The sequence below is a fragment of the Bhargavaea cecembensis genome (assembly GCF_001619585.1).
Lineage (GTDB): Bacteria > Bacillota > Bacilli > Bacillales_A > Planococcaceae > Bhargavaea > Bhargavaea cecembensis_A.
Genome location: NZ_LQNT01000009.1, coordinates 587,410 through 606,178 on the forward strand (window position 1 = coordinate 587,410; position 18,769 = coordinate 606,178).

Consider the following 18,769-nt stretch of genomic DNA (forward strand, 5'->3'; position numbering starts at 1 on the left):
TCTCTGTTTCTGGTATACTTGGCACGTAAACCAACCTGGAAAGAGGGATCAATGATGGATCATCTGAACGAACTGGACCGCTATTTCACCGAGCACCGCGAAGCGCATCTCTCCGAGCTGAACGACTTCCTGGGCATCCCGAGCATCAGCTCACTTTCCGAGCACAAAGGCGATATGAAAAAAGCTGCAGAATGGCTTGCGGAATCACTCAATGATGCGGGACTCGAGAACATTTCGATCGATGACACGCAGGGACATCCGGTCGTCTACGCAGACTGGCTGCACGCGGAAGGCCAGCCGACCCTCCTCATCTACGGACACTACGATGTCCAGCCGGTCGATCCGCTGGAACTCTGGGAAAGCGCGCCATTCGAACCCGAAGTCCGCAACAACAAACTGTATGCACGCGGAGCCAGCGATGACAAAGGCCAGGTGTTCATGCACGTGAAGGCTGTCGAGGCCCTTTTCAAGACGTACGGCAAGCTTCCCGTCAATGTAAAGTTCTGCATCGAGGGCGAGGAAGAGATCGGCAGCCCGAATCTCCCCGCTTACGTCGAAGCCAATAAGGAGAAGTTGGCAGCTGATGTAATCGTCATTTCCGATACAGGCATGCAGGGACCGGGACAGCCGGCCGTCTGCTACGGACTGCGCGGTTTGGCAGGAGTCCAGATCGACGTGAAGGGAGCCAAGGGCGACCTTCACTCCGGCTTGTATGGCGGCGGCGTCCAGAACGCCATCCATGCTCTTGTCGAACTGCTCGCCTCCTTCCGGGACGAAGAAGGCACAATCAGTGTTGAAGGCTTCTATGATGATGTGCGCCCCGCAACCGATGAGGAGCGCGAAGAGTACCAAAAGCTGGGCTTCGACGAGGAAGCATTGAAAAAAGAGCTCGGCGTGAGCGAGCTCTTCGGTGAACCGGGTTATTCGCATCTCGAGCGCACATGGACACGTCCGACACTCGAGATTAATGGCGTATTCGGCGGTTTCTCCGGTGAAGGAATCAAGACCGTACTTCCGGCCGAAGCAGGAGCAAAAATCACATGCCGCCTGGTACCTGACCAGGACCCGGACGACATTGTACAAAAACTGCGCAGCCATATCGAGAAAAACAAGCCCGCAGGCGTCACGGTGAACGTCACCGAATTCGACAAGGGCAAGCCGTTCCTAACCCCATACGACCACCCTGCCATCCAGGCTGCAGGCAAATCGTATGAGCGCGTGTACAATGTCCCGACTGCCTATACACGAGGCGGCGGCTCGATTCCGATCGTTGCGGCATTTGATGAGATTCTTGGCCTTCCGGTCGTCCTGATGGGCTTCGGGCTGTCGTCCGAGAACTTCCATGCGCCGAACGAGCACTTCCATCTGGAGAATTTCGACAAGGGGCTACGCGTCATCGGAGATTATTACTTTGAAGTGTCTTCCGCGCTTTCCGGAGCGGAGTAAAACGTAACCTTTTCTTCTATCGGAGTGTGGTCCCACTCCTTTGGCACTGTATCTGAATATCCGAAGTGCAGCATGGAGATTACACGCTCCCCGTCCAAGGCGCCCAGCGCCTTGCGGAAGTTGGGCTGATCCAGCCAGGCAGGTGTCTTAATGCATGTGCCGATCCCCTTGTCCCACGCGAGGAGCTGGGCGTTCTGAAGGAAAGCGGCAATCGCCATATGATCTTCAATTCGCTGCTTCTGCCGAATGTCTTCGCGGACAATGGCAAAAACGATGGCCCCCGCGCTCGTGAACTTGGCGGACTGGCGCTCAAGCGCTTCTTCCGTCAGTTCGCGCCAGTTCGGGATGGCAAATTCCCTGATCAGGTGCTGGACGTCAGGTAGGTTGTCCCCTGCCCCGACGACAAATCTCCACGGTTCACGCTTGCCGTGGTTCGGCGCAAATCGGGATTCGGACAGGACCTCCATGACGTCGTCACGGGAGACCGGGGTTCCATTGAAATTTTTGATGGAGCGGCGCTCGATCACCGCTTGCCTGACACTCATTTGCTGTTGGCTCATATGGATTCTCCTTTGCTACCAGTAGTCACCCTGATTATAGCAGACCCGGGGAGGGATGCCGATGAACGCCATAAGCCCTGAAGCCGTCCTTTACCTTGCTATATGCTGGGTCCTTGGTTCTTTACTTTGGGCTCGGGTTCTTGGAAGTGCGCTCGGTGCGGACCCGACTTCTGAGGGCAGCGGGAATCCGGGTGCCAGAAATGCCGGAAGACTGTTCGGTGCCTCTGCATTTTTCATAGTATTCGCGGGAGATGCCCTGAAAGGCGCTGCAGCTGTTGTGGCCGGCCGGTATTTGGGGCATCCGGAATGGCTAGTTGCGGCCGGAGGGGCCATTGCGGTTTTAGGCCATGTCTTTCCCCTGTCCGGAAAAGGCGGAAAGGGCGTCTCCGCCTTTGTCGGTGCCGCCCTGGCCTTTTCCCCCGTCGCCTTCATCGGATACGCAGTCGGGACGGCCGCCGCCCTGCTGCCTCTTCGCAGCGCGACGCTTGCCATGCCGGGCGGATTCGCCGCATGGACCGCCGCACTCTGGTTTTCCGGGCTCCTTCCCGCCTCATGGCCGCTTTTGTTGGCAGGCTCGCTCGTGCTCATCCGACACCATTCCGACTTCGCTGATGCAATCCGACGGCGCCAGACATTATTCGATTGATAACAATAGAATATAAAAGGCTCATATTATATCGCTATAATATGAGCCTTTTTTCATTTCTCTGCCCTCTTTATTGCACAGTGTGGTATAGTATTCAAAAAACGACAGCGCTTTCAGGGGGTTGAAAGATGAAGAAAAAACCGCTCGCCTATATTGTGGACAGCACCGCCCATATTTCAAAGGAACTCGCAAATCATCCGGACTTGTATGTCGTGCCGCTCAATGTCCATTTCGGTGATCAGGAATATTCGGACGGCGTGGGCATCCGGCCGGAAGAATTGTATGAAAAGATCCGGACCTCCAGCGAGTTGCCGAAGACCTCACAGCCGTCCGCCGGCCGTTTTGCCGAATTGTTTGACCGGCTACAAGACGAATACGAGCAGGGGCTCGCGATCATGCTGACGTCGGAACTGAGCGGAACCTATGCCTCCGCTGTTTCGGGGGCAGAGCTGAGCGGATTCGATGTCCGCATCCTCGACGGCAAATCGCTGTCCTACGGAACGACCGGCCTGGTCCGCCTTGCCATGGAGCTGGAGCAGCAAGGAAAAAGCCGCGATGAGATCGCTGATGACATCAGCGAACATATCGGGAAGACACGCTCCTATATCTATATCGGACAGCTGAACCAGCTGCACAAAGGCGGACGGATGGGAAGCGTCCAATTCTACCTGGGCAGTATGCTCCAGATCAAGCCGATCATCCAGATTACCCCTGAGGGCACGCTTGATGTCATCGACAAAGTCCGCTCGGAGAAGAAGGCGTTCCGCTACCTTGTGGACAAGGTGAAGGCGGCTTATGATAATGGCCGGCGCACCATCCACCTGATGCATGCAAATAGCCCAAAGGAAGCGGCCAGGCTCAAGGAACAGATGCTCGAGGCCATGCCCGGACTTGAAGTCAGGACGGGCGATATCGGTTCAGTCCTTGCCGTCCATGCCGGTGAGGGCACGATGGCCGTCATCTGGTATGACTTTGATTAAGGTCATGTGCGAACCGAAACCATTAAATCTCTATATGCAAAGGACGGTCCGGGCCACTGTGTCCCGGACCGTCCTGCCGTTTAGTCGAACCGGTCATTAATCTTCCAGAAGACATACGTCGCATCCGGCCTCCAGGCATAGGAATCCTTATAATCCCAAAGACGGTCACGGACATTATACGTATGAGCATTCACATAAGGCACGCCGTCCCTTATCGATGTCACGATCGTCGTGTGGTTGAATACTCCGTCGCCTTCAAAGTCATAGGAGATGATGTCCCCCGGTTCCAGTTCCTCGGCAGACTGGACCCGCCTTGCTGTAAGGCCGCGCTGGGAACCGGCCAGGTACCATCTGAGCGAATGGGACACACTCCAGCTAAAACTCCAGCTGCCTCCCCCGATCCACCAGCCCCGTCCCCGATTCGGCGAGCCCCACATCGGGGCACCGCCTGCCCTGAGGCACTGTGAGGTATAGTTCGTGCAGTCTACCGCGAATTTCGGATACGCGGGATTGTAGTCATTCCACCACCGGTTTGCATAGGCGACCGCCGCCTCCCGGTCATAGACCGCCAATTTCCGCACCCCCTCTCCTGCAACGTATGCGGAGGGCAGTGAGTATTATGCGGCCATTTGAGGGCAAATCATCTTGTCCGAATCCCATACGTGCTTCGAAATCACAGGCAAGGCCAAATCTCAACCATGTGCATTAAGGGCGGTTTCTTGGATATGTGTATCTTGGAGGAGGTTAATGAGGCTTAAAAAGTGAAAAGGCTGATTTACGTTCCAGGCCCTCGCTTACCGCGGGCATTGCCTTAGCCTCCTCGGACTGTGTCCTGCGGGGTCTTCGGCTAATGCTATTCCCGCAGGTGTCTCGGGCCTTTCACTTCAATCAGCTGTTACGATGGTTTTCTAAGTGGTCTCGATGGAATTAGTGATTCAACACAAGTTTCCTCACACGGATTTTTTGGCAACTCGGAGCGAGTAATTATCATGGCTTGCCGAGTGGTTACCCACCCTCCCACATCAGGCCTATTGGCATTTTCCTGACTCTCCCCGTAACTTTACAAGTATTTGCAATCATTTTTGTGTCTGCTAAATAAAAATTTCAGCTCACCCTATCCGCAATTAGATATAACTGAAAACCGAACTGTAAAATTCGATAAGAGGAAAATGTTTAAACCTCTCTACTCAATTCATTTATCTTTTATCATTTTGTTAATTGCAAGTAACATATCGTTATTTTGTTTTTGAAGTTTAATCTCTTTATCCGAGAGTTCTTCTACAACTTGGTATTCACTTTGCAAGAGATGAGCCAATTCGCCTTGATCATCTTTAATAAGCACCTGATTATCATTCACTACTCTGTACACAGAGTAGACCTTTTTCAAGGATACATTTTTAAATGCATTTGCCCTATTCGGTCTGGAGGATGTTAGAGGAATGTACAGCACTCTGATTGAATCATTCACCTTGGGCTTAGTATTAAAGCCTTTATAAAATTTCAACTCACCCTCTGAATTCATTAATTGAAGCATACTCATCAAACATTCCTCCCTTATAGACATATATTGAGCAAGCATACATAAACTACAGCTTTCTTTAAGAGGGACTATTCTATTGCATTGAATAATTTAAGGCTCCCAATAATCAGTTTAACGTAAAAACTTTTCCCTAACAAAGTTTTCCACCTAGTGAATCTCATACTTCGCTATGAGTTATAGCAATTACAGTTTTCTAATGAGTAGCAGAAACCGATGATTTCTGTATGGCATGTGTTTTCAGGTTTCAAATCCTCATAATAAAAAACAGCCGGGATTCCACAAAGGAATCCCGGCTGTTTCGTATGATGGAGCATAGGGGGCTCGAACCCCTGACCTCTGCGCTGCCAGCGCAACGCTCTCCCAATTGAGCTAATGCCCCGTATCTCTGGTACAATGAAGAGTATATCAGCAAAACGAAAATTTGACAATAGCCGTTTTCGAGGTGATCGCATGCAGCACAAAGAGCGTGAATTAACGGAGCCCGTCCGGTTGTCCAATCCGGACGGGACGCTTAATCCGGAAGCGATCGGGTTCGCCCGGAACCCCATCATCACCGGCAATCTGGCCAAAAACTATATGCGCAAGAAGCGATGGAACTACTGGTGCGTATTCGCGGAAGACGTCCTGTTTTCCGTGACGGTATCCCACCTCGACTATGCCGCGTCCTGTTTCGTGTACGTCTTCCACTATGAAACACAGAGGTTTTTCGAGAAAACGGTTACTGTGCCGATGGGCCGTAACGTCCGGATGGGCGATGAGGTGCTCGGCACCGTGTCTTTCACCCATCCTGATATGAATATCCAGATGATTCATATCAAGGGCGAGACGCATCTGCTTGTCACTGTGCCGGACTTTGACGGCGAACTTCTTCACGCAGATCTGCATATCGGGCACCCGGAAGGAGAAGAGTCGCTCAATGTCGTTGTTCCGTGGAACCGCAATCAATACCAGTTCACGGCAAAGCACCATCTCCTGCCAGCCGAGGGATTCGTCACGATTGACGACCGCCGCTTCCGGATCGGCAGGGAGGAATCATTCGCAGTCCTCGATTTCGGCAGGGGAATCTGGCCCCGGAAGGCCACATGGAACTGGGCAATGGCTTCCCAGCGATACGGGCGCCGCCGCATTGGGCTGAACTTCGGCGGACAGTGGACTGACGGAACCGGCATGACTGAAAACGCGGTGTTTGTAGACGGCAAGATGTACAAGATCAGCGAAGATGTGCTGTTTGATTACGATCCTGCCGACTATATGAAAACCTGGAAAATCCGGACCAAATTCACGGATACGGTCGACCTGACATTCACGCCGTTTTTTGAGCGGACTGCCGCTACTGATGCCAAACTCGTCAAATCGGATGTCCACCAGATGGTGGGCTACTTCAGGGGGCGCATCCGTCTCGGGGATGCCGGTGTCAACCTCCATCTCGTCAAATTGCTCGGCTGCAGCGAGGAACACCGGGCCATCTGGTGATGACCAAACACAGGAACCGCACTGGCGGCTCCTGTGTTTTTATTTCAATAAATTGAGCATCCTATCCGGGTAATCGGTGAAAATCGCCCGTGCGCCCGCTTCACGGACCATGAGCGCGTGCTTCGCTTCATTCACGGTATACACCCGCAGCACTGCTCCTTTTGCCGCTGCCAGGCGGCCGGGTTCCCGAACAGCGAATGGCATTGCAGGATGAAGGGCATCAGCTCTGATACGGGCTGCCGATGCCGGGGCATCGGCCAGGATTTCAACGAACAGCATACCTGTCTCGATGTCAGGTGCTTCGCGCTTCGCAGCTTCCAGTGTCACGTGGTCAAATGACGACAAAATGACCCGGTCCGCGATTCCGAATTCCCGAACCATCGCAATCACTTTCTCGCGCATGCCGGGATAAGGGAACACATCCGATTTCAGCTCGATATTCAGCCTGTGGGGCTTGTCCCGGAACAACTCCAGCACTTCCCTCAAGGTCGGGATTCGTTCATCTGAGTATTCATCAGCGAACCGGCAGCCGGCGCTCAGCCGCTTTAGCTCATTTAATGTCAGGTCTTTGACATATCCGCTCCCGTCCGTTGTCCGGTCGACTGTCTCGTCATGGATCACGACCGGCACACCGTCACTCGACAGATGGATATCGAACTCCACGCCGTCAATCGGCAATTCGGCAGCTTTCCTGAATGCGGCCATTGTATTTTCCGGCCGGCTTCCGGAAGCTCCACGATGCGCAAAAATTTCCAAAGGCGATCCTTCCTCTCCGTCCATTCCTTGTTTTCTCGATTATGGCATATCCAAATAACTCCTGTAACGCAGATGCTGTTTAAATTTCTCCTGAACAGGAAAGATAAAGGACAAACAGAGAATCCGAAAGGACGTGCACCCATGAAAAACAAACTGCTCGGAATGACGGCGCTCGCCGCCGTCCTCGCACTCGGTGCCTGCGGAAACAACAATGACGCCATGGACGATGCAGCAGGCGGCGACCACGATGATCATGCGCCGACCACTGAAGAAACCGGCGATCAGACCGAAACGGCAATTGAGAATGATGAAGCCGGTGATAACCCTGCCGGCGGCAAGAAAGATGGTATGCAGGAAACCACACAGGGCTATGGCTTTAAGGACTTTGATCTAGAGATCGACGTAGACGGCAAAGATGCCGTTGATGCCGACTACGAGACAAGAGAAGATGGCACATACGAAGCAGAGTATAAAAACACTCTCGCAGGTGTCGACTATGGCGAAGACAATCAGCAGGATAAAGCGATGAATGCGCTGGACACCCTTTTCAAGGAAATCGTGCTTGACCAGCAGGTAACCGAAGAAGAAGCCAAGAAGAAAATCCTCAATGCTCTTGAAATTCAGGACTACACAAAATTCGAGCTTGAAGTGAATTTCGAAGACGGTACGAACCTGAACATCCAAGAAAATAAATGACCCACAGCGGCGGCCGATCCCGGTACAGGGAGCGGCCGCCATATTTTGTGGGGTTTTCAAACTGAGGCAACGGGTGTAAAATGCCCGTATTCCCCGGGCAGGTTTGGAATCTGCAGAAACGGGGCAATTAATCCGGAGACAGAACTCAAGACTGATATACTCACGGAGGTCCTCACCATGGCAAAACAAAGACTGACCTGGGTCGATGTCACTAAAGGGTTTCTGATGATTCTCGTAGTCATCGGACATTACCCGGGAGAACTTGAATTCCCCCTATCCAAATACATTTACTGGTTCCATATGCCGGCCTTCTTCCTGTTGAGCGGACTCTTTTTCAAAGAAGCAAAAACACGTGCAGAAGCCGGCGAGTCGATTTGGAAACGTTTTATGCAGCTGATCGTCCCCTATCTGTTCTTCCTTGTACTCATCACGGCGATGCGCTACGGGATGGAGTTGGGGTACGGCAACACGGATCTGCAATGGTATCTCAATGATCTGTGGACGCTTGTCGTCGGCGGCCGGTTCGTCCGCGGAGCCTACGGAGTATTCTGGTTCGTGACTTCGCTGTTCGCAGTGTTCGTACTGTTCACGTTCTTGACGAGATACTTCAGCCGGAAAGTACAAATCGGGCTTGTCACCCTATCCTATCTGGTCGCCCATATGGAGAGCCTGTTCGCCCAGCGTGTACTGGACGGCGGGGTCGTGGAGTCGGCCCAGCAGATTCCCCTTCCATGGAACGTTGATGTCGCGCTCATGGCGCTTGTGTATTTCGCGATCGGCTACTACATGAAGACGTTCTGGATGGAGATCAGCGGCAAGTGGCTCGCTGCGGGAGCGGTAACGGTCGCCATCTGCCTCGCCCTGGATGCGTCGGGACTGTTCGACTATCATCTCAGTATGAAGTTCCTGCGGTACGACCACTTCTTCCTGGACCTGATCATTCCGATCTCCTGCACGGTCGTCGTCATCGGGCTGTTCCAGCGTGCAGCGCGTAAGATGCCGCTGAACTGGCTGCAGTTTGTCGAGAAGCATTCGATTTCGATCATGTACCTCCATATTTTTGCGGACATCGTACTGAACGATTTCTTCAACTACGGCCTGATTGGCTTTACCGCAATCGGACTTGTCCTGCCGATTCTGGTGTCGGTTGCACTCGAGAAATTTGTTCCGTACGGCAAGATCTTCCTCGGCGGTTTCCGCCCGAGAAAGAAACCCGGCTCCGCTGCAATGGTCAGATAAAGAGAAACCGGAGAGGCTCTGCCTCTCCGCTTTTTTATGCATAGCTTCTTTGTGCACGAGTTACATGAAAGACCATGGAGCTTAAGTGTCCGGGCAACGATAACGAAAGACCAGGCAACCCGCCGCATAGCAACCGGGGCCGCGCTGGCCCCGGGTTTCATTTATAATTCCGCACCTTTCAGCATCTGGTCGTAAAGACCTCCGCTGCCGATCAGTTCTTCCCGTCTTCCGGATTCGGCAAGGCGGCCGTCCTGCATGACAAAAATGAGGTCGGCTTTTCTCACCGTATTCAGACGATGGGCGATGATAAAGCTGGTCCGGCCCTCCATCAGCCGTTCGAGCGCTTCCTGGATTTTCATCTCGGTGACGGTGTCAATCGAGGAAGTCGCCTCATCGAGCAAAAGCAGTACCGGATCCGCGACGAGAGCGCGCGCGATGGAAAGCAGCTGCTTCTGTCCTTGGCTGATCTCGCCGCCGTCCGCAGACAGGACGGTTTCATATCCGTCCTCCAGCTTCATGATGAAGTCGTGAGCATTGGCTTCCTTCGCTGCGTCAATCACTTCCTCCCCGGTGGCGTCCAGTCTGCCATAACGGATGTTCTCCATGACGCTTGCCTCGAACAAAAACGGATCCTGAAGCACAAATGCCGTCTGGCTTCTTAGGGTCTTTCTCGGCAGCTCGGTAATCGGGATTCCGTCGATCAGGATCTGCCCTTCGTTCGCGTCATAGAACCGGGCCAGCAATTGCATGACTGTTGTCTTCCCGGCACCGGTCGCTCCGACAAATGCAGCGGCCTCACCCGGACGCACCCGGAAGCTGACCCCTTCGACGGTATAGTCGTCCCCGTAACCGAAAGCAACATTACGGAATTCCACGTCTCCCTTGAGCACCGTGTCCGCATGCCGTGTCGCGTTGTCCCGCTCGGGCTCCTCGTCCATGATGGCAAACACGCGCTCCGCCCCCGCGATAGCGGAAAGGACGGTGTTGAACTGGTTGGCCAGATCGTTAAGCGGACGGGTGAACTGGCGGGCATACTCGGTGAAGATAACGATAGTCCCGATTGTGACGAGCCCGTCACCTGTAAGCGCCAGGATTCCGCCGATACCGGCGACCACTGCGAATGCCCCGTTGTTCAGGAAGTTCATCACTTTCGGGATAAATCCGGCATAGGTGAGCGCCCAGAAGCCCGTGTGGCGGAGACGTTCGCTTTTTTCGGCGAATTCCTCCATCACGCGGTCCTCCTGCGAGAAGGCCTTGACGATCCGCTGCCCGGATATCGATTCCTCGATCATGCCGTTCAGCTCGCCAACGGCCCGCTGCTGGGCTTTGTATAGCCGCCCGGTCCGTTTCGTGATCCAGCGCACCGCTGCAAACATAAGCGGGATGATCGTCATCGTGAGCACGGTGAGAAGCGGGCTCAGGGAGATCATGACAGCAACCGTTCCGACAAGTGTCAGGACACTTGAGAACACCTGGATAAACGAGTTGTTCAGCGTCTGGCTGACATTTTCGATGTCATTTGTCATCCGGCTCATTAGTTCGCCGTGCTGCCTCCGGTCGAAAAACTTCACCGGGAGCTGCTGGAAGTGGCTGAACAGGCCCGTGCGCATCTTATAGATCGCACGCTGGGAAATGCCGATCATCCAGAAGCTCTGCAGGTACATCGCGACAGACAGGCCGGCATAGACGGCGATCAGCAGGATGACCATCCGGCCGAATCCGTCGAACCGCCCGGCAACGATGTATTCATCAACGATATGGCCGACAAGATAGGGCCCGAGAATCGACAGTGCGGAGCTCAGGGCGACGAGGACGAGCACCGTGATGAGGAGCGCTCGTTGCTCATCGACAAGCCGCCAGATGCGCAAAAGCACATCCTTCCAGTAGTTTGGGCGCTCCCCTTTCTTTTCCTTCGTTTTTTTCAAATCTTCCTTCGAAAGAATCGGCTCATAACCGAACGGCTTTCTGATGAAGTCAAACATCCCCGTTCACCTCCCCGGCATGCGCACTCTGGGATTCGACGATCTGCCGGTACAGTTCTGACCGCGTCAGAAGTTCCTCATGCGTTCCATAGCCGGACACCCGGCCCTCGTCAAGAAGGAGGATGCGGTCGGCCCCGGCGGCGGTTCCGACTTTCTGCGTGACGACCAGCATCGTCGCCCTCTCGCCCTCAAGTGCCTCCCACAGGGCGGTTTCCGTTTTTACATCAAGCGCGGACGTGCTGTCATCCAGAATCAGGATTGACGGATGGCGCACAAGCGCACGGGCGATGGAGAGTCGCTGCTTCTGTCCTCCCGACAGGTTGACCCCCTTCTGGCCGACCCGTGTCCCGTACTTGTCGGGGAAACGCTCGACGGAATCATGGATCTGGGCCTTGCGGGCGGCTTCTTCCAGCTCATCCAGTCCTGCTTCCGAGTCGCCCCAGCCAAGATTCTCATGAATCGAGCCGGTAAAAAGCATGGACTGCTGCGGCACATATCCGATCGAATCGCGGAGATCCTTCAGCGGCCAATCCTGGATGTCCCTTCCGTCCAGCAGCACCCTGCCCGATGTCGGCTCGAAAAATCTTGGAATGAGATTCAGGAGAGTCGATTTTCCGGACCCGGTGGCTCCCATAATGGCCAGCTTTTCCCCCGGCTTTACCTGAAAGCTGATATTGTGGAGGACGTCTTTGTCCGCTCCATCATAATTAAAGGAAACATTCTCGAAGCGCAGGTCCCCGGCCGGCTGCCTGCCGCTTCCCCGCTCCGCCTCTTCAGTGCCGCCGTCCGCCAGAAGCACTTCTTCCATCCTCTCTGCCGACGCCTTGGCCCGTGAGTACGCCACGATAATGAACGAGAACATCGAGAATGAACCGGTCATCCGCAGCGCGTAGTTGACGATGGCGACTACTTCCCCAACTTCCGCTCCGCCTCCCCGGACTTGCTCCGCCCCAAACCAGAGCACGGCCAGCAGGCTGACGTTCATGACGAACAGAAGCACCGGCAGAATCAGCTCCATCAGGCGGACTGCCGAAACCGTGTCCGAACGGAGCGCGCCTGCCACTTTCGAGAATCGGGACGATTCATAGGCCCCCCGGAGATACGCCTTCACCAGTCGCACGGCCTGAAGGTTCTCCTGTACGACCCGGTTTACCCGGTCCAAGCGGCGCTGGACAAGACCGAACATCGCTACCCCTTTCCTCACCATGAAAACGAGGAAGATGACGAGGAACGGCACGCCGATCATCAGGAACACCGCCAGTTTCGGATTGACGATAAACGCCATAATCAGACTGCCGGCCGCAGCGAGCGGAGCACGCAGCATGATCCGGAGACTCATATAGAGGACGTTCGAAGTCATCGTGATGTCGCTTGTCATCCGCGTAAGGAGCCCCGACTGCGGAAAGCGCAGGAATGTGGACATCGTGAACGACTGGATTTTCCGGAACATCGCAGTCCGGAGGTCAAATGCGAAACTATGGGCCGCATGCGCCGCGAAAAACGAATTCGTAACCCCTGACAAAAACGCGGCAAGTGCGAGACCCATCATGACAGCACCCCAGGTCCAGACCGTTCCTGCATCGCCCGGGATAATGCCGTCGTCAATGATTTTTCCGATGACGAGCGGCTGGATCAGCTCGACCGCCAGTTCCACAAGCATGAGCAAAAGCGCGATGATGATCGGCCATTTATACGTCTTGGCATAGGAGAATACAGTTTTCAAAATTTCACACCCCAAATTCCTTCGCATATCGAACCAACTGTTTCTTTATTATGCCATATTCCTCCTCCACCGGATAGACAGAGAGAGAATTTTCAGTCGATGGATATTGACCGCCTGACTCCCGCATAGTATAGTGCATTACAACAGTAATGTACCTAACCATCTGGAGGTGAGCCCGTGCCGATCAATCCGGACAGCGGCATCCCGATTTATCTGCAGATTGCGGATTGGATCGAGGATGGCATTCTGACCGGCCTGTTCAGGGAAGACGAAAAGGTTTATTCCCAGTATCAGCTGGCGGAACAATACAGCATCAACCCCGCAACCGCAGCGAAAGGCCTGTCGCTGCTGTCGGACCGGGGCGTCCTTTACAAAAAACGGGGCCTCGGCATGTTCGTGTCTCAGGATGCCAGGCGGATCATTTTTTCCAGGCGGAAGAGCAGTGTCCTGCAGAAGAAGATCCGGGACACTGTTGTTGAGGCGAGGCTGCTCGGACTAACGGAAGATGAGCTGGTTGACTTGCTCCGCAAAGAAATGGGGGGAGATCATTGACGGAAGTGGAATTTAAGAACGTGACTAAGAAATACGGCAGGACCAAAGCGCTCAGCGGCCTCACGCTGAACCTGTCCGGAAACAAAATTATCGGCATCCTCGGGCGGAACGGAGCAGGAAAATCCACCGCACTGCAGATTGCTGCCGGCCTCCTGAAACCTTCCGGAGGAACAGTTGCCGTATTCGGTGAGAATCCTTTCAACTCGCTCCGTATCTCGGCCAATGCCATCCTGATCCATGAAGGGATGGCCTTTCCGCCATCACTCCGTCTCGGCGCCATCCTCGACGAGATGAAGCGGGCATACCCACGATTTGACATAAAGCTCGCATTGAGTCTTCTCGAGCATTTCGGCATCCCTGACCATGCATTTCATGTCCAGCTGTCAAAGGGGATGAAAAACACCTTCAATATGATAACGGGTCTGGCCGCAAGGACACCGCTCCTGATGTTCGACGAACCGCTGAATGGGATGGATGCGGGTGTCCGGAGCGACATTCTCCGGGTGCTCCTGAAAGAATTTATCGCCCAACCGAGAATGATTCTCCTGTCCGGCCACCAGCTGGAGGGCGTGGAAGACCTGTTTGAGGAAGTGGCCATCATCCATGAAGGCCGCCTCCTCCACCACGGAAATGCCGACGAATTCAAGGAGCGGTTCGTCCGAATCAGCGGCCCCGGAACCGAAGTCCGAAGGGTAGTCTCCCGTGTTCGTGCACTGGAGCTGCGCGATACACTGCCCGGCATGGCGGAGGCTCTGATCGAGCTGCCGGACGGACAGACGCTGCCTGAGTCCGCCGGCGGACTCAGCGTCTCAGCCGTCCCTCTGAATGATGCCTACATTGCCCTCACACGGCGAAAAGGAGGAATCGATCGTGTCTATGCTGACGCAACCGACGGCAGGTGAAGCCGTCAGGAACCAGTTTGCGCGTAATCTGTACGGCCGTTCCGGCATTCTCGGGTCGCTGTTGGCCCTGCAGGTAATTGGTGTCGCAATCGCTTTTTTCGGAAGCAATGGCTTTGGGACCGCTGACGGACAGGTGAGCATTAATGTGGTCGACTACTCTGCCAACCCCGTGATCGGATTGACGCTCCTCTGGGCACTGATTGCTCCCCTCTACCTGAGCGGGCGTGACTCGCTCCGATCGGATTTCATCTTCCCTGGCAGCCGGGCGACCCGCCATATCGGCAATTCGCTCTATTTTGCGGCACTGGTTCTTGCAGGCTCGCTCACCACGACGCTTGCCTTCATGGCTTCTGTCCTGTTCGCTGCCATACCGGGGGAACCGCTGATCCTGCCGGGCGGAGGTGTCGGATATTACGTTTCCTTGTTTGTGGTGCTCTCCGGTTGCTGTCTTTTAGTTGCTTCAGGCAGCTACTTTGCAGGGACACTTTTCAGCGTTTCACGTTTTGCTGCTTTCGCCCTGTTTGCGCTCGTCCTTGTCTTTTTCCGTTTGCTGGCGAATGTTGATCCGCCGGCCATCCTCGTCGGAATTTTCAAGGGCCCCGCAGCCCTGTTTTTCCTTAAAACCCTGCTCGGCGCAGTCCTCTTCTTTATTGGTGCAATCATTGCAGGCAGCCGGCAGGAGGTGAAAGAATGACCGCACTGACAGTACTGCCCGTTGTCATTCTCATCCTTTTCCTGATTCTGGCGTTTCGCTGGCGCCATCCGGTTGCAGGAGGTCGGACCATAATCCGGCTGTTCCTGATCTTTGTTTCCGTACTTGCCGTCCTTGCAATAGCCGCCCAATTTGTGCGGCCTTCCGCCCATACCTTTCCCTTTGTTGGAGAAAATGTTGCTGATGAAATTGACCGGGTTTACCACCAGGTCATGATTGAACAAGACCCGGATGCGGTTCCGGAAAATCAGATTCTCTCCAAGGAGACATTCGCGTTCTCAGGCAACGAACTGACGGTTCGCTCAGACGAGACTGCCGATGAATATTTTCCGATCCAACTATCCATTCGAACCGGACCGCCTGGCGAGGCCACTGTTACGGTATTCCGGCCGGTAATGCTTGTCGGCGGCTATGACGTTTCCGAAGCACTGCTCCAGCCCGAAACTGAAATTTTGGAGGCGCGTCAGACGGTCACTATCGGCTTCCCCCCACAGGAGCTGAACTTCCGGAAGATCGGTGAACCTGATCTTCCGCTGTTCAACGACGATGGCATCTACTCCACCTACCACCGGCTGCCGATTTTCCTGATCACCGTTCCCGAAGGTGTTGAAGTAAAAACTGAAGGCCATGTGAACTCTCTTGGGGCCTAATTCCAAAAACCTCCCCCGTGCTGCCCGGCACGGGGGAGGTTTGTTCATTTGTTTACATCGTCTTCGGTGGCTCGGCCTCTATTTTGGATGCCTTGCTTCCGGCGACCGAAAGCCAGACGACGCCGATCAGCATGATCGCGGTGCCCGCAAACTGCCATTGGCCGAGAAGCTGGCCGAACCAGAAAATCGATACCACCATCGCTGTGAGCGGCTCGAAACTTGATAGGATACTTGTCTCGACCGGCGAGATAAACTGCGTGCTGCCGAGCAGCAAGATGAATCCCGCCGTCGCAAACACAATGATCAACAGCAGCATGACCAGCGCAGTCGGATCGAAAAGCATCGGGATCATCCTGAACACGGCAAGCGGCTGTGTGATAAACAATACCGTCCCCCCGATCACCATTGCCCAGGCGACGGTCTGGATCACTCCGTATTCGTGCATGAGCCGTGCCGGATAAAGTGTATAAAATGCGAACGTAAACCCGAGGGTCACGCCCCAGGAAAGCGCTGACTTCGACACTTCGAGTGAAGACAAAGAACCGTTTGTCAGCAGCAGCACGAGACCGGCGAGCGTCACTGCAATGCCGAGAAGCTGATAGACCGGCGGCCATCTTCTCTGGCTGAATGTGACGAAGCCGATGACAAAAATCGGCGCAAGAAACTGCAGGAGCGTTGCGATGACTGCGTTGCTTTCTTCAATGGTTTTTAGAAATGTGAACTGGACACCCAGCATCCCGACAATCCCGAAAAGGACCAGCTGGCGTGCCCACGCCTTCTGCCGCCAGATGAGGCCGACCCGCTTCCCCTGCGAGCGCAGAATCAGGAGGAGCACCGCTCCGGCGATCAGCAGGCGCAGTACGATAAACGGCGCGACCTCGATCGGCCTTTCTTCGAGCAGCCACTCCATCATCGGTCCCGTTGCGCCCCATAGCATCGCACCGAAAATAATCATGACAATCCCTTTCAACCGTGCCATCCGGCCCCCTCCTTTCAGCCATGAATCGTTTTCAACTTTGTCTATCTTACACAAATTCCCCCCGGATGGTTGTCCTTTTTTCTCCTCTTCCCTCTCAGGTCGCATTCCACCCGCGAATACCCGTTACTTTTGCAGGAAAATGCCGGAAAAAGGATGCCACTTCGGGTGGTATCCTGTATATTGGATGAATATAACCTGCTATTCAGGAGGTCGGAGTGCGTTGAAGGACAATCGAGGGCTCGAAAAGAGCGCAGTCACGTTGCAGCAGGAAACAGCCTATGAAAGCCTGCTCGCCGGACTGGACAAGAAATTCATGATCTACAAGATCGATGCCGAAGGACTCATTCTGGAAGCCAACCCCAGATTTCTTGAAAAAAGCGGCTGGACACCGAAGCGCGTACTCGGAAAGCCGTTCCGCGTGATGTTCCCCGATACGCGGGAGGGCAAGGCGCATGCCTTGAAAATATGGCGTCGCATCCGGGCCGGACGGCCGTGGCAGGGCGATGTGGACCAGGTCACTAAAGATGGCGCGCCCTATCACGTCATGCTGACTACGATACCCGTCTTCTCGAATGGAGGCCTCCTGTATACGCTCATGCTGGGGACGGACCGTACAGAAGAACGGGAACTGCAGAGAAAGCTTGAAGAGATTGCCTATGTAGATCCCGATACCGGTCTGATGAACCGTCATAAGCTGTCGGATGAGGCTGAGTTCCTAATCTCCGAAGACCGCCACTTCACCTTTGTCTACCTTTCCATCGAAAATTTCCATACACTCATGGAACCCGGCGACCAGGATGCGGAAAAGCGGATTCTACAGGAATTTGTCCGGAGCATGAAAATCTATTTCCGTAATAGCCTGTTTGCACGGATCGGCATGAACGAATTCGCCGTCCTCACTCCCCTGGGCAGCTGGTTTGCCGAAGGGTTCCTCAGCTTCCTGGACGAGCATCCTATCCGGTCGGAGCTTACCGGCCTTCAGATCCGCGTAAGCGGCGGCATCGCAAAATATCCTGATGATCAGCAATCGTTCAAACACCTGCTGAGCGCCTCATCCATGGCGCGTCACCGGGTCCGGATGGAAGGCGGGAACCTTATTGCCTCCCTGCCGAAGTCCGAGCAGCGTGCCGTTGCACGTAAACTGCGGATCGAACAGAAGTTGCCTCAGGCCCTCAAGGATGGGGCCATCCAGCCCGTCTTCCAGCCGCAGGTCGACATGAAGACCGGCAAAATCATCGCCGCCGAAGCCTTGGTCCGCTGGGAGGATCGGGACCTTGGCGCGGTCAGCCCCGCTGAAATGATCCCTGTCGCGGAAGACTGCGGTTTGATCGGTGCGCTCGGAGAAGTCATGATCGAAGCTGCCTGCCGGCAAGCCGTCTCTTGGCAGCAGCAGGGAGTCGGTATCCGGGTGAGCTGCAACTCATCTGTACGGGAATTCCGAAACGGGGAGATGACTTCAAGGGTCCGTGACATCCTTTCGAGAACCGGCTGCCCGGCCTCCCTGCTCGAACTGGAGATTACCGAACGCTTCGCCTTCGAAGCGGAAGCCGAAGAAGCAATCATGCACCAGCTGAAGGCCCTTCAGGAAGAAGGCGTGTCACTCGCGCTTGATGATTTCGGCACCGGTTCCGCTTCTTTCCGGTATATGCAGACCGTTCCCCTATCCAAAATCAAGATCGGCGAGGAGTTCATCGCTTCCTTCCCGACAAACAGCAAAGTCGGCAAGATCGTCGACGGTCTTGTCCGTTTCGGGCATTCCCTTGACCTGACCGTCGTAGCGGAAGGAGTCGAGGACGAGGCGGTATGGAAGGCGCTTGAAGAGAGCGGCTGCGATGCCGTTCAGGGCTACTACACCGGCCGGCCGATGACCGCCTCCCAGCTGACCGAGCGCCTCCAGGCCCAGCATTGACCACAATTCCAAAAACCGCTCCCC

At 54.7% G+C, this 18,769-nt stretch carries 18 protein-coding genes and 1 tRNA gene; 11 read left to right on the plus strand and 8 right to left on the minus strand.

Going from position 1 to position 18,769, the window contains the following annotated elements; genetic code table 11:
* The first annotated feature begins 54 nt into the window (after positions 1-54).
* Positions 55-1,446 carry a dipeptidase gene (locus tag AV656_RS06555; protein WP_063180051.1) on the plus strand — a complete coding sequence of 464 codons (1,392 nt, stop codon included), beginning with the start codon at positions 55-57 and terminating at the stop codon, positions 1,444-1,446.
* Here AV656_RS06555 and AV656_RS06560 read toward each other — a convergent pair.
* Positions 1,407-2,006 (minus strand): nitroreductase family protein, encoded by a 600-nt coding sequence (locus AV656_RS06560; protein ID WP_063180053.1) that lies wholly within the window; start codon positions 2,004-2,006, stop codon positions 1,407-1,409. The two genes, AV656_RS06555 and AV656_RS06560, sit on opposite strands and share 40 nt — an antisense overlap.
* Positions 2,007-2,067: 61 nt before the next feature.
* Between AV656_RS06560 and AV656_RS06565 the strand changes: the two genes are divergently transcribed.
* The gene (locus tag AV656_RS06565; RefSeq protein WP_063180054.1) at positions 2,068-2,652 is read left to right on the plus strand and encodes a glycerol-3-phosphate acyltransferase; all 585 of its coding nucleotides are present in this window, start codon (positions 2,068-2,070) and stop codon (positions 2,650-2,652) included.
* Between the two features lie 128 nt (positions 2,653-2,780).
* Complete coding sequence (locus AV656_RS06570) at positions 2,781-3,632, plus strand: DegV family protein (protein WP_063180056.1); 852 nt, start codon at positions 2,781-2,783, stop codon at positions 3,630-3,632.
* Between the two features lie 80 nt (positions 3,633-3,712).
* Here AV656_RS06570 and AV656_RS06575 read toward each other — a convergent pair whose 3' ends face one another.
* The 3 genes from AV656_RS06575 to AV656_RS06585 all read right to left on the minus strand — a co-directional run bounded on the left by AV656_RS06575 (position 3,713) and on the right by AV656_RS06585 (position 5,551).
* Positions 3,713-4,204, minus strand: coding sequence for an amidase domain-containing protein (locus AV656_RS06575; RefSeq protein WP_063180058.1), 492 nt, complete (start codon positions 4,202-4,204; stop codon positions 3,713-3,715).
* A 620-nt stretch (positions 4,205-4,824) separates the two neighbouring features.
* Positions 4,825-5,172 carry a hypothetical protein gene (locus AV656_RS06580; protein ID WP_063180060.1) on the minus strand — a complete coding sequence of 116 codons (348 nt, stop codon included), beginning with the start codon at positions 5,170-5,172 and terminating at the stop codon, positions 4,825-4,827.
* 306 nt (positions 5,173-5,478) lie between these two features.
* Positions 5,479-5,551, minus strand: a tRNA-Ala gene (locus tag AV656_RS06585).
* A gap of 71 nt (positions 5,552-5,622) precedes the next feature.
* Here AV656_RS06585 and AV656_RS06590 point away from each other — a divergent pair.
* Positions 5,623-6,645 (plus strand): DUF2804 domain-containing protein, encoded by a 1,023-nt coding sequence (locus AV656_RS06590; RefSeq protein WP_063180062.1) that lies wholly within the window; start codon positions 5,623-5,625, stop codon positions 6,643-6,645.
* A 39-nt stretch (positions 6,646-6,684) separates the two neighbouring features.
* Here AV656_RS06590 and AV656_RS06595 read toward each other — a convergent pair whose 3' ends face one another.
* Positions 6,685-7,401, minus strand: coding sequence for a glycerophosphodiester phosphodiesterase (locus AV656_RS06595; RefSeq protein ID WP_063180064.1), 717 nt, complete (start codon positions 7,399-7,401; stop codon positions 6,685-6,687).
* A gap of 141 nt (positions 7,402-7,542) precedes the next feature.
* On the opposite strand from AV656_RS06595, the gene AV656_RS06600 reads away from it, so the two are divergent.
* Both AV656_RS06600 and AV656_RS06605 read left to right on the plus strand, forming a co-directional pair.
* The gene (locus AV656_RS06600) at positions 7,543-8,097 is read left to right on the plus strand and encodes a YusW family protein (protein WP_063180066.1); all 555 of its coding nucleotides are present in this window, start codon (positions 7,543-7,545) and stop codon (positions 8,095-8,097) included.
* A 177-nt stretch (positions 8,098-8,274) separates the two neighbouring features.
* Positions 8,275-9,336 carry an acyltransferase family protein gene (locus AV656_RS06605; protein WP_063180068.1) on the plus strand — a complete coding sequence of 354 codons (1,062 nt, stop codon included), beginning with the start codon at positions 8,275-8,277 and terminating at the stop codon, positions 9,334-9,336.
* 161 nt (positions 9,337-9,497) lie between these two features.
* Here the strand turns inward: AV656_RS06605 and AV656_RS06610 are convergent, their stop codons facing one another.
* A complete protein-coding gene (locus AV656_RS06610) occupies positions 9,498-11,318 on the minus strand; it encodes an ABC transporter ATP-binding protein (protein ID WP_063180071.1) in 1,821 nt (606 codons plus the stop codon).
* Positions 11,311-13,041, minus strand: a complete 1,731-nt coding sequence (locus AV656_RS06615; RefSeq protein WP_063180073.1) for an ABC transporter ATP-binding protein — start codon at positions 13,039-13,041, stop codon at positions 11,311-11,313. The genes AV656_RS06610 and AV656_RS06615 overlap by 8 nt, the downstream gene beginning before the upstream one ends.
* 177 nt (positions 13,042-13,218) lie before the next feature.
* Here AV656_RS06615 and AV656_RS06620 point away from each other — a divergent pair, with 177 nt between their 5' ends.
* Genes AV656_RS06620 through AV656_RS06635 form a run of 4 tightly spaced genes read left to right on the plus strand, consistent with a single transcriptional unit; the run spans position 13,219 to position 15,857 of the window.
* Positions 13,219-13,593, plus strand: a complete 375-nt coding sequence (locus AV656_RS06620; protein WP_063180075.1) for a GntR family transcriptional regulator — start codon at positions 13,219-13,221, stop codon at positions 13,591-13,593.
* 5 nt (positions 13,594-13,598) lie between these two features.
* A complete protein-coding gene (locus AV656_RS06625; protein WP_231877269.1) occupies positions 13,599-14,495 on the plus strand; it encodes an ATP-binding cassette domain-containing protein in 897 nt (298 codons plus the stop codon).
* Entirely contained in the window at positions 14,464-15,189 is a 726-nt protein-coding gene (locus tag AV656_RS06630) for a hypothetical protein (protein WP_156484807.1), read from the plus strand. Before AV656_RS06625 ends, AV656_RS06630 begins: the two co-directional genes overlap by 32 nt.
* Positions 15,186-15,857, plus strand: a complete 672-nt coding sequence (locus AV656_RS06635) for a hypothetical protein (protein ID WP_063180082.1) — start codon at positions 15,186-15,188, stop codon at positions 15,855-15,857. The genes AV656_RS06630 and AV656_RS06635 overlap by 4 nt, the downstream gene beginning before the upstream one ends.
* A gap of 52 nt (positions 15,858-15,909) precedes the next feature.
* Here AV656_RS06635 and AV656_RS06640 read toward each other — a convergent pair whose 3' ends face one another.
* The gene (locus AV656_RS06640; RefSeq protein WP_063180084.1) at positions 15,910-16,836 is read right to left on the minus strand and encodes a DMT family transporter; all 927 of its coding nucleotides are present in this window, start codon (positions 16,834-16,836) and stop codon (positions 15,910-15,912) included.
* Between the two features lie 220 nt (positions 16,837-17,056).
* Here AV656_RS06640 and AV656_RS06645 point away from each other — a divergent pair, with 220 nt between their 5' ends.
* Positions 17,057-18,745 carry a putative bifunctional diguanylate cyclase/phosphodiesterase gene (locus tag AV656_RS06645; RefSeq protein WP_063180086.1) on the plus strand — a complete coding sequence of 563 codons (1,689 nt, stop codon included), beginning with the start codon at positions 17,057-17,059 and terminating at the stop codon, positions 18,743-18,745.
* Positions 18,746-18,769 lie beyond the last annotated feature (24 nt).

What these genes read in the sequence shown, in the direction of transcription:
- AV656_RS06590 (WP_063180062.1), top strand. Translation starts at nt 5,623, where the DNA reads ATGCAGCACAAAGAGCGTGAATTAACGGAGCCCGTCCGGTTGTCCAAT.
- AV656_RS06555 (WP_063180051.1), top strand. Translation starts at nt 55, where the DNA reads ATGGATCATCTGAACGAACTGGACCGCTATTTCACCGAGCACCGCGAA.
- AV656_RS06635 (WP_063180082.1), top strand. Translation starts at nt 15,186, where the DNA reads ATGACCGCACTGACAGTACTGCCCGTTGTCATTCTCATCCTTTTCCTG.
- AV656_RS06580 (WP_063180060.1), bottom strand. Translation starts at nt 5,172, where the DNA reads ATGAGTATGCTTCAATTAATGAATTCAGAGGGTGAGTTGAAATTTTAT.
- AV656_RS06565 (WP_063180054.1), top strand. Translation starts at nt 2,068, where the DNA reads ATGAACGCCATAAGCCCTGAAGCCGTCCTTTACCTTGCTATATGCTGG.
- AV656_RS06570 (WP_063180056.1), top strand. Translation starts at nt 2,781, where the DNA reads ATGAAGAAAAAACCGCTCGCCTATATTGTGGACAGCACCGCCCATATT.
- AV656_RS06600 (WP_063180066.1), top strand. Translation starts at nt 7,543, where the DNA reads ATGAAAAACAAACTGCTCGGAATGACGGCGCTCGCCGCCGTCCTCGCA.
- AV656_RS06610 (WP_063180071.1), bottom strand. Translation starts at nt 11,318, where the DNA reads ATGTTTGACTTCATCAGAAAGCCGTTCGGTTATGAGCCGATTCTTTCG.
- AV656_RS06560 (WP_063180053.1), bottom strand. Translation starts at nt 2,006, where the DNA reads ATGAGCCAACAGCAAATGAGTGTCAGGCAAGCGGTGATCGAGCGCCGC.
- AV656_RS06605 (WP_063180068.1), top strand. Translation starts at nt 8,275, where the DNA reads ATGGCAAAACAAAGACTGACCTGGGTCGATGTCACTAAAGGGTTTCTG.
- AV656_RS06640 (WP_063180084.1), bottom strand. Translation starts at nt 16,836, where the DNA reads ATGGCACGGTTGAAAGGGATTGTCATGATTATTTTCGGTGCGATGCTA.